Origin of the sequence: Pseudomonas sp. Rh2 (assembly GCF_040762985.1) — a bacterium.
Lineage (GTDB): Bacteria > Pseudomonadota > Gammaproteobacteria > Pseudomonadales > Pseudomonadaceae > Aquipseudomonas > Aquipseudomonas taiwanensis.
Genome location: NZ_CP142890.1, coordinates 3374207 through 3389472 on the forward strand (window position 1 = coordinate 3374207; position 15266 = coordinate 3389472).

General features: G+C 63.3%; 12 protein-coding genes. 9 read left to right on the plus strand and 3 right to left on the minus strand.

Annotation, left to right across the window (positions count from 1 at the left end; genetic code table 11):
- The first annotated feature begins 23 nt into the window (after positions 1-23).
- Positions 24-1793: an acyl-CoA dehydrogenase C-terminal domain-containing protein gene (locus VXM67_RS15175; RefSeq protein WP_367237127.1), complete on the plus strand. Its 1770-nt coding sequence runs from the start codon at positions 24-26 to the stop codon at positions 1791-1793.
- 170 nt (positions 1794-1963) lie between these two features.
- On the plus strand, positions 1964-2971 hold the full coding sequence (locus VXM67_RS15180; protein ID WP_023380840.1) for a FecR family protein: 1008 nt from the start codon (positions 1964-1966) through the stop codon (positions 2969-2971).
- Between the two features lie 12 nt (positions 2972-2983).
- On the opposite strand, the gene VXM67_RS15185 is transcribed toward VXM67_RS15180, so the two are convergent.
- Positions 2984-4303 (minus strand): Na+/H+ antiporter family protein, encoded by a 1320-nt coding sequence (locus VXM67_RS15185; protein WP_367237128.1) that lies wholly within the window; start codon positions 4301-4303, stop codon positions 2984-2986.
- Between the two features lie 212 nt (positions 4304-4515).
- Between VXM67_RS15185 and VXM67_RS15190 the strand changes: the two genes are divergently transcribed.
- From VXM67_RS15190 to VXM67_RS15205, 4 genes are all read left to right on the plus strand, one after another.
- The gene (locus VXM67_RS15190; RefSeq protein ID WP_023380844.1) at positions 4516-6660 is read left to right on the plus strand and encodes a methyl-accepting chemotaxis protein; all 2145 of its coding nucleotides are present in this window, start codon (positions 4516-4518) and stop codon (positions 6658-6660) included.
- Positions 6661-6839: 179 nt separating this feature from the next.
- Positions 6840-7757 (plus strand): AEC family transporter, encoded by a 918-nt coding sequence (locus tag VXM67_RS15195; protein WP_367237129.1) that lies wholly within the window; start codon positions 6840-6842, stop codon positions 7755-7757.
- 48 nt (positions 7758-7805) lie between these two features.
- A complete protein-coding gene (locus tag VXM67_RS15200) occupies positions 7806-8417 on the plus strand; it encodes a cell wall hydrolase (RefSeq protein ID WP_041925504.1) in 612 nt (203 codons plus the stop codon).
- Between the two features lie 173 nt (positions 8418-8590).
- Positions 8591-9442 carry a CAP domain-containing protein gene (locus tag VXM67_RS15205; RefSeq protein ID WP_023380848.1) on the plus strand — a complete coding sequence of 284 codons (852 nt, stop codon included), beginning with the start codon at positions 8591-8593 and terminating at the stop codon, positions 9440-9442.
- Between the two features lie 20 nt (positions 9443-9462).
- Here the strand turns inward: VXM67_RS15205 and VXM67_RS15210 are convergent, their stop codons facing one another.
- Positions 9463-10431, minus strand: coding sequence for a GlxA family transcriptional regulator (locus VXM67_RS15210; protein WP_186598218.1), 969 nt, complete (start codon positions 10429-10431; stop codon positions 9463-9465).
- Positions 10432-10532: 101 nt separating this feature from the next.
- Here VXM67_RS15210 and VXM67_RS15215 point away from each other — a divergent pair, with 101 nt between their 5' ends.
- On the plus strand, positions 10533-11144 hold the full coding sequence (locus tag VXM67_RS15215; protein WP_027906689.1) for a LysE family transporter: 612 nt from the start codon (positions 10533-10535) through the stop codon (positions 11142-11144).
- A gap of 24 nt (positions 11145-11168) precedes the next feature.
- Here the strand turns inward: VXM67_RS15215 and VXM67_RS15220 are convergent, their stop codons facing one another.
- Positions 11169-12068 carry a LysR family transcriptional regulator gene (locus VXM67_RS15220; RefSeq protein WP_027906690.1) on the minus strand — a complete coding sequence of 300 codons (900 nt, stop codon included), beginning with the start codon at positions 12066-12068 and terminating at the stop codon, positions 11169-11171.
- Between the two features lie 117 nt (positions 12069-12185).
- Between VXM67_RS15220 and VXM67_RS15225 the strand changes: the two genes are divergently transcribed.
- Together VXM67_RS15225 and VXM67_RS15230 are read left to right on the plus strand one after the other, a co-directional pair.
- On the plus strand, positions 12186-12539 hold the full coding sequence (locus tag VXM67_RS15225; RefSeq protein WP_023380853.1) for a cupin domain-containing protein: 354 nt from the start codon (positions 12186-12188) through the stop codon (positions 12537-12539).
- 298 nt (positions 12540-12837) lie between these two features.
- Positions 12838-15255 (plus strand): glucose/quinate/shikimate family membrane-bound PQQ-dependent dehydrogenase, encoded by a 2418-nt coding sequence (locus tag VXM67_RS15230; protein ID WP_023380855.1) that lies wholly within the window; start codon positions 12838-12840, stop codon positions 15253-15255.
- The last annotated feature ends 11 nt before the right edge of the window (positions 15256-15266 follow it).

Here is a 15266-nt window from a genome sequence, read left to right on the forward strand (position 1 = left end):
CCGACTTTTTCAAGAGCGCTGCCATGACTGACTACAATGCCCCCTTGCGCGACATGCGCTTCGTCCTCCATGAGCTGTTCGACGGCCCCGCCCTATGGGCGCGCCTGCCGGCCCTGGCCGAACGGGTCGACGCCGACACCGCCAATGCCATCCTCGAAGAAGCGGCCAAGGTCGCCGGCCAATTGATCGCCCCGCTCAGCCGCAACGGCGACGAGCAAGGCGTGCAATTCGATGCCGGCCTGGTCACCACTGCGCAAGGCTTCCGTCAAGCCTGGCAAACCTACCGCGAAGGCGGCTGGGTGGGCCTGGGCGGCAACCCTGAGTACGGCGGCATGGGCATGCCGAAAATGCTTGGCGTGCTGTTCGAAGAGATGCTCTACGCCGCCGATTGCAGCTTCAGCTTGTATTCGGCATTGAGCGCCGGCAGTTGCCTGGCACTCGATGCCCACGCCAGCGAAGCGCTCAAGGCGACTTACCTCCCGCCCCTGTACGAAGGCCGCTGGGCCGGCACCATGTGCTTGACCGAACCCCACGCCGGCACCGACCTGGGAATGATCCGCACCCGCGCCGAGCCCCAAGCCGATGGCAGCTATCAGATCAGCGGCAGCAAGATCTTCATCACCGGTGGCGAACAGGACCTGACCGAGAACATCATTCATCTGGTACTGGCCAAACTGCCGGATGCCCCTGCTGGCGCCAGGGGTATCTCGCTGTTCCTGGTACCCAAGTTCATGGTCGAGGCAGACGGTCGCCTGGGGGTACGCAACGCCGTGCACTGTGGTTCGATCGAGCACAAGATGGGTATCAAGGCCTCGGCCACCTGCGTGATGAACTTCGATGGTGCCACTGGTTACCTGGTCGGCGAGCCAAACAAGGGCCTGGCCGCCATGTTCACCATGATGAATTACGAACGGCTATCGATTGGCATCCAGGGTATCGGCTGCGCCGAAGCGTCCTACCAAAGCGCCGCCCGATACGCCAACGAGCGTCTGCAAAGCCGCGCCGCCAGTGGCCCGCAAGCACAGGACAAGGCTGCCGACCCGATCATCCATCATGGTGACGTTCGGCGCATGCTGTTGACCATGCGCACCCTCACCGAAGGTGGCCGGGCTTTCGCCGCCTACGTCGGCCAGCAACTGGACCTGTCGCGCTACGCGGAGGACACCAATGAACGCGAGCAAGCCCAGCGCCTCGTGGCGTTGCTCACGCCAGTGGCCAAGGCATTCTTTACCGACAACGGCCTGGAAAGCTGCGTGCTCGGGCAGCAGGTCTATGGTGGCCACGGTTACATCCGCGAGTGGGGCCAGGAGCAGCGTGTGCGTGACGTGCGCATCGCCCAGATCTATGAAGGCACCAACGGTATCCAGGCCCTGGACCTGCTGGGACGCAAGGTGCTCGCCGATGGTGGCCAGGCCCTGGCCAGTTTCATCCACGAAGTGCGCGCCTTCGCCGTGACCGCTCCCCTGCACCGCGACGCCCTGCAGGAAGCCCTGGCACGCCTTGAAGCTACCAGCCAGTGGCTGCAACAACAGGCCCCTGCCCAGGCCAACCTCGTCAGTGCCGTGGCGGTGGAATACCTGCACCTTTTCGGTTTGACCGCCTATGCCTACATGTGGGCGCGCATGGCCGCCGTGGCGCAGGCCAAGGCCGATGAAGACCCGTCCTTCTACGGCGCCAAGCTGGTCTGCGCCGACTTCTACTTCCAACGCATCCTGCCACGCAGCCTGGCCCTCGAGGCCTGCATTCGGGCCGGTAGCGCCAGCCTCTATGGGATGACGCCCGCGCAATTCTGACCCACCTCGCGCCCCATGGCCCGCAATGTCCGATGGGGCGCGAAGCATTCTCAAACGCTGAATATTCAGCGCAAAACCGACAAAAGACCGCTCATCTGATAGTCATTCGCCATTACCTCGGTTCTCGGAAACCCCTCGCCAGGGGTAGAATGCGCAAAACCGGAGCCGCAATGAACCACGATCCCTTGACCCCCGCCCCTGACGATGCCATTACCGACGCCGCCGCGCATTGGTGCATGCGTCTGCATGCCGACGACTGCACGGCGGCCGAGCGCGAGGCGTTCACTCGCTGGCTGGCCGCCGATAAGCGGCACGCCGAAGAGTACCAGGCGATGCTGGAGATCTGGGATACCGCCGAGCTGCTGCCCCGTACGGCCACGGTGGTCGAATTCAATCCGGCGCCACACGTCACCCGCCGCACTCGCACGTGGCGCCCGCTCGCTTCTGCCGCGGCCATTGCCCTGGCGGTACTGCCGTTGGCGGGCTGGATCGGGTGGGAACAAGGCTGGTTACCCAACCAGTACCAGCACTTCGAAGCCGACGGCCGGATGCAGACCGTGCAACTGGGCGATGGCAGCCAGGTCGACCTCAACCTCAACACCGAGCTGACCTACCTCAATTTCAAGGATCAACGCCAGGTCAGGCTCAAGCGCGGCGAGGCGTTCTTCAACGTCACCCACGACAGTGCGCACCCGTTCATCGTCCACGCCGGTCGTGGCCAGACCCGCGTCACCGGTACCCAGTTCAACGTGTGGAAGTACCAGGACGAGGTCAAGGTCACCCTGGTGGAAGGTTCGGTTCTGGTCAGCAGCGACGGCAGCGAAGGCGGCTACCGCCTGGGCCCTGGGATGCAGGCCAGCTACCACACCGGCGACTTCGAGCCGCAACTGGTGCAGAGCAACGACTTTGGCAACGCCCTGGCCTGGCGCAGCGGCAAACTGATTCTGGACAACCTGAGCCTCGACCAGGCCCTGCCGGTGATCAACCGCTACCTCGACGCACCGCTGTTGCTCGCCGATGCCAGCACCGGCCGGATCCGTATCAGCGGTATCTACAACACCCGCGAGGTCGAGCGGCTGGTCGACAACCTGCCCAAGGTCCTGCCGGTTTACCTGACCCGCAGCAAGGACGGCAGCACCGTCCTCAACCGCATTTCTCCTCCGCCGAGCGAGGGCTGACGGCGGCCAGCCTTACAGCACCATTGCCGCCAGCCAGCCAAAGGCCAGCAGCGGGAGGTTGTAATGGATGAAGGTCGGCACCACGGTATCCCAGATGTGGTGATGCTGGCCGTCGACGTTCAGACCTGAAGTTGGACCCAGGGTCGAGTCTGACGCCGGCGAACCCGCATCCCCCAGCGCTCCAGCAGTACCGACGATGCAGACGGTGGCCACCGGGTCGAAGCCCAGTTGCACGCACAGCGGTACGAAGATCGCCGCCAGAATGGGCACCGTGGAAAACGACGAGCCAATGCCCATGGTCACCAGCAGTCCCACCAGCAACATCAGCAAGGCACCGATGCCCTTGCTGTGATCGATCCACTGCGCCGATGCCTCGACCAGGCCCTTGACCTCACCGGTCGCCTTCATCACTTCGGCGAACCCCGAAGCGGCGATCATGATGAAGCCGATCATGGCCATCATCTTCATGCCCTCGGTGAACAGGTCGTCCGTGTCCTTCCAGCGCACGATGCCCGACAGCGAGAAGATCAGGAAACCCACCATCGCGCCGATGATCATCGAATCCAGCCACAATTGAACGATGAACGCGCAGGCAATGGCCAGTCCCGCCACCAGTAGGGTCAGAGGGTTGTACTGCACACTGACCTGCTCCACTTGCTCGATGCGTTCCAGGTCATACTCACGACGTTTGCGGTAGCTGAAGAACACCGCGATCAGCAGGCCTGCCAGCATACCGGCAGCCGGAATGGCCATCGCATGGGTCACGTTGATACCGCTGACATCGACCCCGGCGCGAGCGACATTGGCCAACAGGATTTCATTGAGGAAGATGTTGCCGAAGCCTACCGGCAGAAACATGTAGGGCGTGATCAGGCCGAAGGTGATGACGCAGGCGATCAGGCGTCGATCGATGCGCAATCGAGTCAGCACGTACAGCAGGGGCGGAACCAGCAATGGAATGAAGGCGATGTGGATAGGCAGGATGTTCTGCGACGACACCGCCACCACCAGCATCAGGCCGATCAGCAGCCACTTCATCCGACCACCCTCGGCATGTCCCTGGCGGTCGATCATGGCCAGGGCACGGTCAGCCAGCGCATGGGCCAGCCCGGACTTGGCGATGGCCACGGCGAACGCACCCAGCAACGCATAGGACAGCGCCACCGTGGCACCACCGCCCAAGCCGCCGTTGAACGCCTTTAGCGTACCTTCGATACCCAGGCCGCCGAACAGCCCTCCAGCCAGCGCACCGATAATCAGGGCGATGACCACATGCACCCGAGACAGGCTGAGTATCAGCATGATGCCGACCGCGGCGATCACTGCATTCATGGTTTGGCTTACCTCGTTTGCGACAGAAAAAAAGCGCGCACTCTGAAGCACCGAGCGAAGGATGTCAAAAGCGCCATGTGTCGACCTGTTTCGAGGCTATCAACGCGTCGCCACAGGCTGGGCCAAAAATTAAATTGATCGTTCGAATAAAGAAAAAAATTTCAGCGCCGACACAGTCTCTAGCCCAGACCTATTACAAGGGAATTCTCCCCATGCCTTTGCGACAACTTTCCATCCAGTGGAAAATCACCCTGCTCGCCGGTCTCTGCCTGGCGGGTATTGTCACGTTGCTTGTAGGACTATCGCTGTATCGCATGGACCACAGTTCGGACCTGGTCAAGCAAAGCAGCACGCAGATGCTCACCCAGGCAGCCCAAGCACGCATCGAGTCACAAGGTGAAGTCCAAGCGCTGAACATTCGCCGCCAGTTCATGGACGCCTATCAATACGGCGCAGGGTTCGCCCGTCAGGTGCTGTTCCTGCGCGAACAAGCCGAAAAGCGTTTCCTCGACGCTTTCGACCTGCGCGAGGACATGACCCGCCAGGTGCGCGCCGCGCTGCAGGCCAACCCCGACCTGCTCGGCTTGTCGCTGGTGTTCGAACCCAACGCTCTGGATAACAAAGACAGCCTGTTCGCAGACAAGGCGGAGCTGGGCAGCAACGAAACCGGGCGTTTTTCCCTGTACTGGTCGCAACCACGAGCAGGCCAGCTGACCTCCATGTCCCTCCCCGAGCGCGACTTGACCGATACCCAAATCGGGCCGAGCGGGCAGCCGGCCAACACCTGGTTCGTGTGCCCACGCACCACCGGTAAAGTCTGCGTGGTCGAGCCTTACTTCTATGACATCGACGGCCAACGGGTGCTGATGACCAGCATCGTCTTCCCGCTGTCGGTTCAGGGCAAAGTGGTCGCGACGCTTTCCGTCGACATCAATCTCAACAGCCTGCAAGCCCTGAGCGAAGACGCCAGCCGCAGCCTGTACGAAGGTCGTACCACCGTCGGCATCCTCAGCCCGGCAGGCCTGCTGGCAGGCTACAGCGCCGACGCCAGCAAGCTTGCCCATCGTTTCGACGAGGTTGACCCGGCCAAGGGCGACGAACTGGTCCGCAAGCTGGCGGAAGGCAAGCTCAACGTCCTGCACGACCAGCAACGTCTGAAGGTACTGACGGCATTCCAGCCGATCCCAGGCGCCCAGCCATGGGGTGTACTGCTCGATGTGCCGGAGAACGCCCTGACCGGGCCGGCTGAAACCCTCAAGCGCGAACTCGACACCCTCAACACCAGCGGCACCTTGCTTGAACTGGGCCTGGGCCTGGCAGCGGCGATCGCCGGTCTGCTGATGGTGTGGCTGATGGCCCGTGGCGTCACCCGACCGATTCTTGGGGTAGCGGCGATGCTCAAGGACATTGCCAGTGGCGAAGGCGACCTCACCCGCCGCCTGACCTATGACAAGCGCGACGAGCTCGGTGAACTGGCTGGCTGGTTCAACCGCTTCCTGGACAAACTGCAGCCCACCATTGCCGAGGTCAAACGCTCGGTCCAGGCTGCTCGCGGCACCGCCGACCAGTCTTCGGCCATCGCCACTCAGACCAGCGCCGGCATGGAGCAGCAATACCGCCAGGTCGACCAGGTCGCCACCGCATCCCATGAAATGAGCGCCACGGCTCAGGACGTCGCCCGCAGCGCAGCCCAGGCCGCCCAGGCCGCCCGCGATGCTGATCAGGCAACCCGCGAAGGCCTTGCGGTAATCGACCGCACCACCCAGAGCATCGACACCCTGGCCGCCGACATGAGCACCGCCATGGCCGAGGTCGAGGGGCTGGCACAGAACAGCGAGAAGATCGGTTCGGTGCTGGAAGTGATCCGCTCGATCGCCGAGCAGACCAACCTGCTGGCTCTGAACGCCGCCATCGAGGCTGCACGGGCGGGTGAAGCCGGCCGTGGCTTCGCCGTGGTCGCCGATGAGGTACGCAACCTGGCGCAACGCACCCAGGAATCGGTGGAAGAAACCCGTCAGGTGATCGAAGCCCTGCAAGCCGGTACCCGCGAAGTGGTCGGTGCCATGGACAACAGCCACCGCCAGGCCCAGGGCGGTGTCGAGCAGGTCGGTCAGGCCGTGACCGCGCTGCAGCGTATCGGACAGGCCGTGACGGTGATTACCGACATGAACCTGCAGATCGCCTCAGCGGCCGAGGAGCAGAGCGCGGTGGCCGAAGAGATCAACAGCAATGTGGCGACCATTCGCGATGTGACCGAGTCGCTGTCCGGGCAAGCCAACGAGTCGGCGCGGGTCAGCCAGTCGCTCAACAGCCTGGCCAACCAGCAACAGGCGTTGATGGACCAGTTCCGCGTCTGAGCCTCGAGGGCCGGCAAAAGCCGGCCCTCTTCACATGGCCACCACGCTGGCCGCCAGGTGCGCGGCGCTGGTTTCTGAGCGCGGCATTACACCCGTCAACCGTCTGTGTGCAAAACAACGTGATCCCAAACATCGGTCCACGCTAGTCTGTGCCGGAATCCGACAACGGAACACCGACCATGCTCCACCTGCTGCTGACCACCTTGGTCCCGATCATCGTGCTGATTGCCTTGGGAACCTTCCTGCGCGTTCGTGGTTTTCTGGCCGAAACATTCTGGCCCGGCGCAGAACGCCTCAGTTACTACGTGCTGCTGCCGTCGCTGTTCCTGCATGGCCTGGCGACCGCCAACCTCGATGGCGTTCCGGTAATGGGCATGGTTGTCGTGCTGATGCTCTCGACCGTGCTGGGTGCCCTGCTCCTGATGCTTTACCAAGGCGCCGCCAACCATGACGGGGCCGACTTCACCTCGGTATTCCAAGGCGGCGTGCGCTTCAACAACTACATCGGGGCCACATTGGCAGCCGGCATCTATGGCAGCGCCGGCATCGCACTGGCGGCAGTTGCCAACGCAGCGATCGTGCCGCTGGTGAACCTGCTTTGCGTCCTGGTCTTCGCTCGTTTCAGCGCACGCCACAGCTCACCGATCACGGTACTGCGGGCAATCTTTGCCAACCCTTTGATCGTCGGCTGCGCGGGCGGGCTGCTGTTGCGGTTCAGTGGCCTGGGTCTGCCCGCGGGTATCGAACCCACGGTCAAGGCGCTGGGCCAGGCTGCCCTGCCCTTGGGCTTGCTTTGCGTGGGAGCGGCCCTGGGCGGTGCAAGACTTGGCCAGCAGGTGCGGCCGTTGGTGGCCGCTTCGACGTTCAAGTTCCTGGTCATGCCGCTCACAACCTGGGGGCTGTGCCGGCTGCTGGGGCTGGGCGGTCAGGCGGCCGTCGTGGCAGTGCTGTTCCAGGCGTTGCCCACGGCTTCATCGTCCTATGTCATGGCCCGGCAAATGGGCGGCAACGCACCGTTGATGGCCACCATCATCGCCCTGCAGACAGTGGCTGGCGCAGTCACCCTGCCATTGATGCTCTCGCTGACGTTGAGTTGATGGCGATTGGCTAGACTGTGATTCAGCTCACAGTACGGACATTCGCCCATGCGCCTATCGTGGATGGTAATCGCGCTGACCACAGCCCTGCTTGCAGGCCCTCTTCACGCGGCCGACAGTACCAAGGCCGCGGTCGCCGAGGACAAGGCCGAAGCGCTCGAGGAAAAAGTCGTCGAGGATGCCCCGCCACCGAAGAAAAGCGAAACCCTGACCCCGAGCGAGGTAAAAGCGGTGGACCCGGCCGGCCAGTCGCCGATGGACGACAGCATCACCTGCCTGGCCCGGACCATTTACTGGGAAGCCAAGGGTGCCACGGACGAGGACATGAGTGCGGTGGCCAGCGTAGTGCTCAATCGCCTGGGCCATGAGGGCTTCCCGGACTCGATCTGCGCGGTGGTCAAGCAAGGGGTCGAAACCAAATCCTGCCAGTTCTCCTGGTGGTGCGATGGTCGCCCGGACCAGGTCGAAGAAGAACAGCGCTACACCATCGCCAAGGAAATCGCGCGCAGGGCCCTCAACCAGCAACTCAAGGACCCCACAGGCGGCGCACTGTACTTCCATGACCGCAACGTACACCCGGAGTGGGCCAAGGCCTACCGCAAGACCGCCGAGACCCAGCATTTTCTGTTCTACAAGCCAAACCAGGCGTTGGCCCGCTGAGCCAGGTCATTGGATCGCACTTTTCCGGCGACCAATGGTCTATCCCCTCCTTTGCCGCCCATAACCTTTCTGCCGGCTTCACCGGCAAGCTGCACGATTCCGGGCCAAAAGCCTCGAGCTTGTGTAGGATGGGCAGCGCTTACCAAGACGCTGCCAGCCATAGGGAGATCCACATGCGCGTCCTGTCATCCGTTGCCGCCTTGTCACTGGGCCTGGTCGTCTCGACGGGGGCCCTGGCCGTTACTGGCGAAGAGGCGCAACTGATCGATTCGATCAATGCCTATCGCAGTCAGACGCAACGCTGCGGCGGCGAGGTGTCGCTGGAACTGCCGCCCCTGAACAGCGATACGCGCCTGGCACTGTCGCCGGAAGGCACCCGCGACCTGCAGCAGGCCATGTCCCGCGCGGCCTACCCCATGGTCAATGTCCAGGCCATCAGCCTGTCCGGCCCGCGCGACGCCCGTGCCGCGATGAACGCCATCGAAGAGAGCTTTTGCCAGGTGGTGCTCGACCCCCAATTCGTCGACATCGGTGTGAGCCAGGAAGGCCGTGACTGGCGTATCGTTCTTGCCCGTCCGCTGCTAAGCGGCGGGCTGGGCGACTGGCAAGCCGAGGGGCAAAAGGTGCTGCAGGCGATCAATGCCGCACGCAAGGTGCCACGCCAATGCGGTGGCCAACCCTATGCCGCTGCCCCCGCACTGGGCTGGAACGCGACGCTGGCAGGCGTGGCCGCCAGCCATACCCGAGCCATGGCCAATCAGAATTTCTTCGACCATGTCGACAAGGATGGCCGCACCCCGGGCGACCGCGCCGAGCTTGCCGGCTACCTCTATCAGCAAATCGGCGAGAATATCGCCGCCGGTCGCGATACGGCGCGCAAGGTGGTCGACGGCTGGCTGGACAGCCCAGGACACTGCGCGACCCTCATGAACCCAGACTTCCGCGAACTGGGCGCGGCCTATGCGGTGGACCCGAAAAGCGATGCAGGCATCTACTGGACGGCGCTGTTCGGCAGTCCACAGTAAGTCCTTCTGGTGAAGGGGTTTCAAGGACCTGTCCGGCGCAAGACCTGCGCCGTGCAACCAAAGCGCCGGCGCACGCATTTGCCCAGGTAACTCGCATCGCCCAACCCTACCTCGTCGGCAATCTGCGCCAAGCTGTGACTGGAATTGAGCAGTCGCCAACGCGCCTGCTGCAAGCGCATCTCCAGCCACCAGCCTTTGGCGCTCATGCCGTGGCTGGCCTGGAACTGTCGATCCAGCTGGCGCCGACTGATGCCAAGCTCGCTGGCCAGTTGTTCGACGGACAGCTTCGCCCCCAGATGGTGACGCATCAGCGCCAAGGCCCGCGTAACCTGACGCCCCTGCCCAGCCCCGGTTTCGAGCGAGCGCAGCGCGTGACGGCTGTGGCGTGTTTCGTCCACCAACATGTCGGCCAACCCCTTGAGTGCACGGGTTCGACCGCAGGCTGCCGACAACAGCTCCACTGCAAGGTCTATGACCGCCGTACCGCCTGCACAGGTAATGCGCCCGCCATCGATGCAGTACAGCTGCTCGGGCAGAACCTGAAGGTGCGGGAAACTGGCTCTGAACTCCACTTCGTGGCGCCAGTGCACCACCACCTTGTGCCCGTCCAGCAAGCCACAAGCCGCCAGCAGAAAGGCTGCATTGTCGACTGCGACCAGCTTCACGCCCGCCTTGACAGCCTGCCTGAGCAGGCCTTGATAACGCGGAGCGAGCTGGGCGGTTGCGCCCGCGCTGCGTCCGCCGAACACCACCAGGTAGTCGTAACCGCGCAGTTCCAGCTGCTCCGGCATTACGTGCACATGGACCACCGCCCCACTGCTCGATGGCACCGGATCGTCAGTCAGGCCCAGCAATGTCCAACAGCAATACCGCTGACGGCTGTAATCCTCATCGTCGGCGCTGAAACGCAGCTTGTCGAGAAAGCCGCCGAAGGGCAGCAAGGCAAAATCCGGCAACGGCAGGATCAACAGGCGAAGATCAGGGGGCATTGCACAATGTCCAGAAAACACCATTGAATGGCCAGATAATACCCTTTGATTCGAACGGCGTACCCTAAACTGGACGCCTGTGAATCGACAAGGCACTTTACATGGCACTCGACACCTGGCTGATCTACCTGCTGGCCAGCACCGGCCTGTCGCTGACCCCAGGCCCCAATAGCCTGCTGGCCCTGACCCACGGCGCCCAGTACGGCGCTCGCCGGACGCTGTTCACCATCGTCGGCGGTGTGTTTGGCTTCAGCGCCCTGATCGCCCTGGCCATGTTCGGCCTTAGCGCCCTGCTGCAAGCGTCTGCCTCGGTGTTGACCGTGCTCAAGTGGGTTGGCGGCGCCTACCTGATCTGGCTGGGGATCCAGCTATGGCGCAGCCCAGCCCTGCACCTGGAGATGAACGCGCGTCCTGCTCGACTGAACAATGCCGGACTGTTTCGCCAGGGCCTGCTGTCGGCCTTGGCCAACCCCAAGGTGCTGCTGTTCTATGGCGCCTTCCTGCCGCAATTCATCGACCCGCAGCGCGGGCTGCTCATGCAGTTCGTGGTGATGGCTGCTACTTTCGCCAGCGTCGAGTGCCTGGTCGAGTATGTGCTGGCGCGTCTGGCATTTCGCATCCGTCCCTGGTTGGCCAAAGGTGGCAAAGGATTCAATCGCTGCTGCGCCAGCCTGTTCGCGCTGATTGGCGCGGCGCTGCCCTTGGGTCGCTGAAGGCCATCCTTTGAAAGCCTCGACTCAGGGCTTGAGCAAGCCTTCGCAGAAGCTGACGAATGTCTTGACCCGACGCGAGCCACGATGATTGGGCAGGTACAACGCATTGATGCTGTCACTGGCCGCGCCTGGGCTTGCCTGCCAATCACCGAAAATCCGCTGCAGCCGGCCAGCCGCCACGTCCTCGCGCACCAGCCAGTCGGCCAGCAGAGCGATGCCGCAGCCCGCAAGGGCAGCCTCGCGCAACATATCGGCGTTGGCGCTGCGCAACGGCCCGCTGACGTCCAGTTCCAACGCCTGCTCTGCCTGGCGCAAACGCCAGGGCCGCGCTTTTTGTCCGTAGCGAAAACGCAGGCAGGCGTGATCCAGCAGCTGCCGAGGGTGGAGTAACGGCTCGCGCCCAGCCAGATACGCCGGGCTGGCCACCAGCCAGCGGTCGAAAGTGCCCAGCTGGCGGCAGACCAGTTCGTCATCCGGCGCCGGGTCGCCCAAGCGGATCGACAGGTCATAACGGCCATCGAGCAGGTCATCGAGACGGTCGCTCATGTCGATGTCCAACTCCAGCGCCGGATGCTGTGCCATGAACGGCCCCAGATGCGGGGCGATCACCCGGCGACCGAACTCCACCGGCAAGCACAGGCGCAACACCCCTACCGGCTCCTCGCCTCGGTCGGCCACACTGGCGTCAGCCTCTGCCAACGCCTCGAGAATCGCCCGTGAGCGCTCATAGTAGCGGGCCCCCGCCTCGGTCAGGCTGACTTGGCGGGTGGAGCGATTGAGCAACGTGGCCCCCAGGGCGCCTTCCAGGGCATCGACCAGCCGGGTGACCGAGGACGGAGCCACACCCTGGGAGCGGGCAGCGGCTGAAAAACCCTGTGCATCGACGGTGGCCACGAACATCTTCATCGCCAAGAGCTTGTCCATATCTTTCCCGCCGTTGAAATCTCGGAACGGTCCTACAATCGGTGTGGCAGGTCAAGAAGCGCACTGATGACTCCTCCCGTTCATAGTGGAAACACCCCCCGTAGAGCGAGATCCCAAATGCCCCTTGCGAATGTATTCGACGCACTTCCGTCCCGTTGCCCGAGCGACGTCGAACTGGTCGACGCGTTGCTCAAGCGCCCCGGCCTGCGCATAGAACGTATCGTCTCCACCGGCCAGGCCAGCCCACCCGGCTTCTGGTACGACCAGGCCGAAGGCGAATGGGTCGTGCTGCTCAGCGGCGCAGCCGGGCTGCGTCTGGAGCACGAAGACCATACCCGCCTGCTCAAGCCGGGGGACTGCCTCGACATTCCTCCCCACTGCCGCCATCGGGTGGAGTGGACCTCCCAGCAAACTTCCACCATCTGGCTCGCGGTGTTCTACAGCGCCTCCCTGCCCTGGCCAAATAGCTGAGCCGACCTGCCCACGCCCACTGACTGAACGCCTGCCTGCTGCCCGCTGGTGGCGGCGCCGCGCAGCGTTACCGACTGCCCCTGGGTGGCGCATTACGACGAAAGTCTACTGCGTCACATCGACAAATGAACACGAACGGCACACCCCGTGCACATTTACCGGCCTGATCTAGACTTTTAGCCACTCCTTGGCAAGTTCAACCCTGCGACAATCAGCCTCAGAAAATTTTGTACTAACTTGTTAATTAGCTTGCTAAGGGCTTAAACTCCGCCGCATTCCACCTGCTGAGATCTCTGGCATGAAAGAAACCCCGCGCGCCTCTGGCGCCACAACCCTCATTCTGGTCGGCTTGGGCGTAATCGTCGCCCTGCTTGGCCTTCTCCTGGCTGCTGGCGGCATCAAGCTCGCTGGCCTGGGCGGTTCCTGGTACTTCCTGATCGGCGGCCTGGCCATGGCCATCGCCGGCGTCCTCATCGCACGCCGCAAGGTCGCCGGTGCCTGGCTGTACGCCCTGTTCCTGGTCGGTACCGTGATCTGGGCGCTGGTCGATGCCGGCTTGCAGTTCTGGCCGCTGTTCTCGCGCCTGTTCATGTTTGCCGCGATTGGCTTGGTGGTGGCATTGGTGTACCCAATGCTGGCCCGCGCCAACGGTGCCAGCGCCGGCCGTGGCGCTTATGGCATCGCGGGCGTATTGGCTGTGGTGCTGGCCATCGCCGTCGGCAACATGTTCGTTGCCCACCCCAGTGTCGCCCCCACCGGTAAAGGCCCTGGCCTGACCCCAGTGGCGCCGGAAAAAGCACAGAAAGACTGGGCCCACTACGGCAACACCGAAGGTGGCAGCCGCTTCGCCGCGCTGGACCAGATCAACCGCGCCAACGTCGACAAGCTGCAGGTGGCCTGGACCTACCGCACCGGTGACGTCGCCCTCAGCGACGGCAACGGGGCCGAGGACCAGCTGACCCCCCTGCAGATCGGCAGCAAGGTGTTCATCTGCACGCCGCACAACAACCTGATCGCCCTCGACGCCGACACCGGCAAAGAGCTGTGGAAGAACGAGATCAACGCCCAGTCCAAAGTCTGGCAGCGTTGCCGTGGCATGGCCTACTTCGACGCCACCGCGCCGATCGCACAGCCGACCCAGCCAAACAGCTCGCCAATCACCCAGGCCAGCGTGCCAGCCGGCGCCAACTGCCAGCGTCGCCTGCTGACCAACACCATCGACGGTCGCCTGATTGCCGTCGACGCCGACAATGGTGAGTTCTGCCAGGGCTTCGGCAACAATGGCCAGGTCGACCTCAAGGCTGGCCTGGGCAACGTCCCTGACTCCTACTACCAGCTTTCGTCCGCGCCGCTGATGGCCGGTACCACCGTCGTGGTCGGCGGCCGCGTTGCCGATAACGTCCAGACCGACATGCCAGGCGGCGTGATCCGTGGCTTCGACGTCATCACCGGAGCCATGCGCTGGGCGTTCGACCCAGGCAATCCGGAAGATCGCAACGCACCGACAGGTGACAAGACCTACGTGCGAAGCACCCCCAACAGCTGGGCACCCATGTCGTACGATCCGGCGATGAACACCGTGTTCCTGCCGATGGGTTCCTCGTCCACCGACATCTACGGTGTCGAGCGCAGCAAGCTGGACCACACCTACGGCGCGTCGGTGCTGGCCCTCGACGCCACCACCGGCAACCAGAAGTGGGTGTTCCAGACCGTACACAATGACCTGTGGGACTTCGACCTGCCAATGCAGCCGAGCCTGATCGACTTCACCAAGGACGACGGCAAATCCGTTCCTGCGGTGGTGATCGGCACCAAGGCTGGGCAGATCTATGTACTCGACCGCGCCACCGGCAAGCCGCTGACCCAGGTTGACGAAGTACCGGTCAAGCCGGGCAATATCCCTAACGAGCCGTACTCCCCGACGCAACCGAAATCGGTGGGTATGCCGCAGATCGGCGCGCAGACCCTGACCGAATCGGACATGTGGGGTGCCACGCCGTTCGACCAGCTGCTGTGCCGCATCGACTTCAAGAAAATGCGCTACGACGGCCTGTACACCGCGCCGGGTACCGACCTGTCGCTGAGCTTCCCGGGTTCGCTGGGTGGCATGAACTGGGGCAGCATCTCTACCGATCCGGTACACGGTTTCATCTTCGTCAACGACATGCGCCTGGGCCTGTGGATCCAGATGATCCCATCGCAGAACAAGGGTCAGGCCGCAGGTGGTGGTGAAGCATTGAACACCGGCATGGGCGCGGTACCTCTCAAGGGCACGCCTTACGCGGTGAACAAGAACCGCTTCCTGTCGGTAGCCGGCATTCCATGCCAGGCACCGCCTTTTGGCACCCTGACCGCCATCGACATGAAAACCCGTCAGGTTGCCTGGCAGGTTCCGGTCGGCACCGTCGAAGACACTGGCCCGCTCGGCATTCGTATGCACCTGCCAATCAAGATCGGCCTGCCGACCCTTGGCGGCACCCTGTCGACCCAAGGTGGCCTGGTGTTCATCGCCGGCACCCAGGACTTCTACCTGCGCGCCTACGACAGCAGCAACGGTAACGAGATCTGGAAAGCCCGCCTGCCCGTAGGCAGCCAGGGTGGCCCGATGACCTATGTCTCGCCGAAAACCGGCAAGCAGTATGTGGTCGTCACTGCCGGCGGTGCCCGTCAGTCGACCGACCGTGGCGACTACGTCATTTCGTACGCCTTGCCGTAAACCGCTTCGTC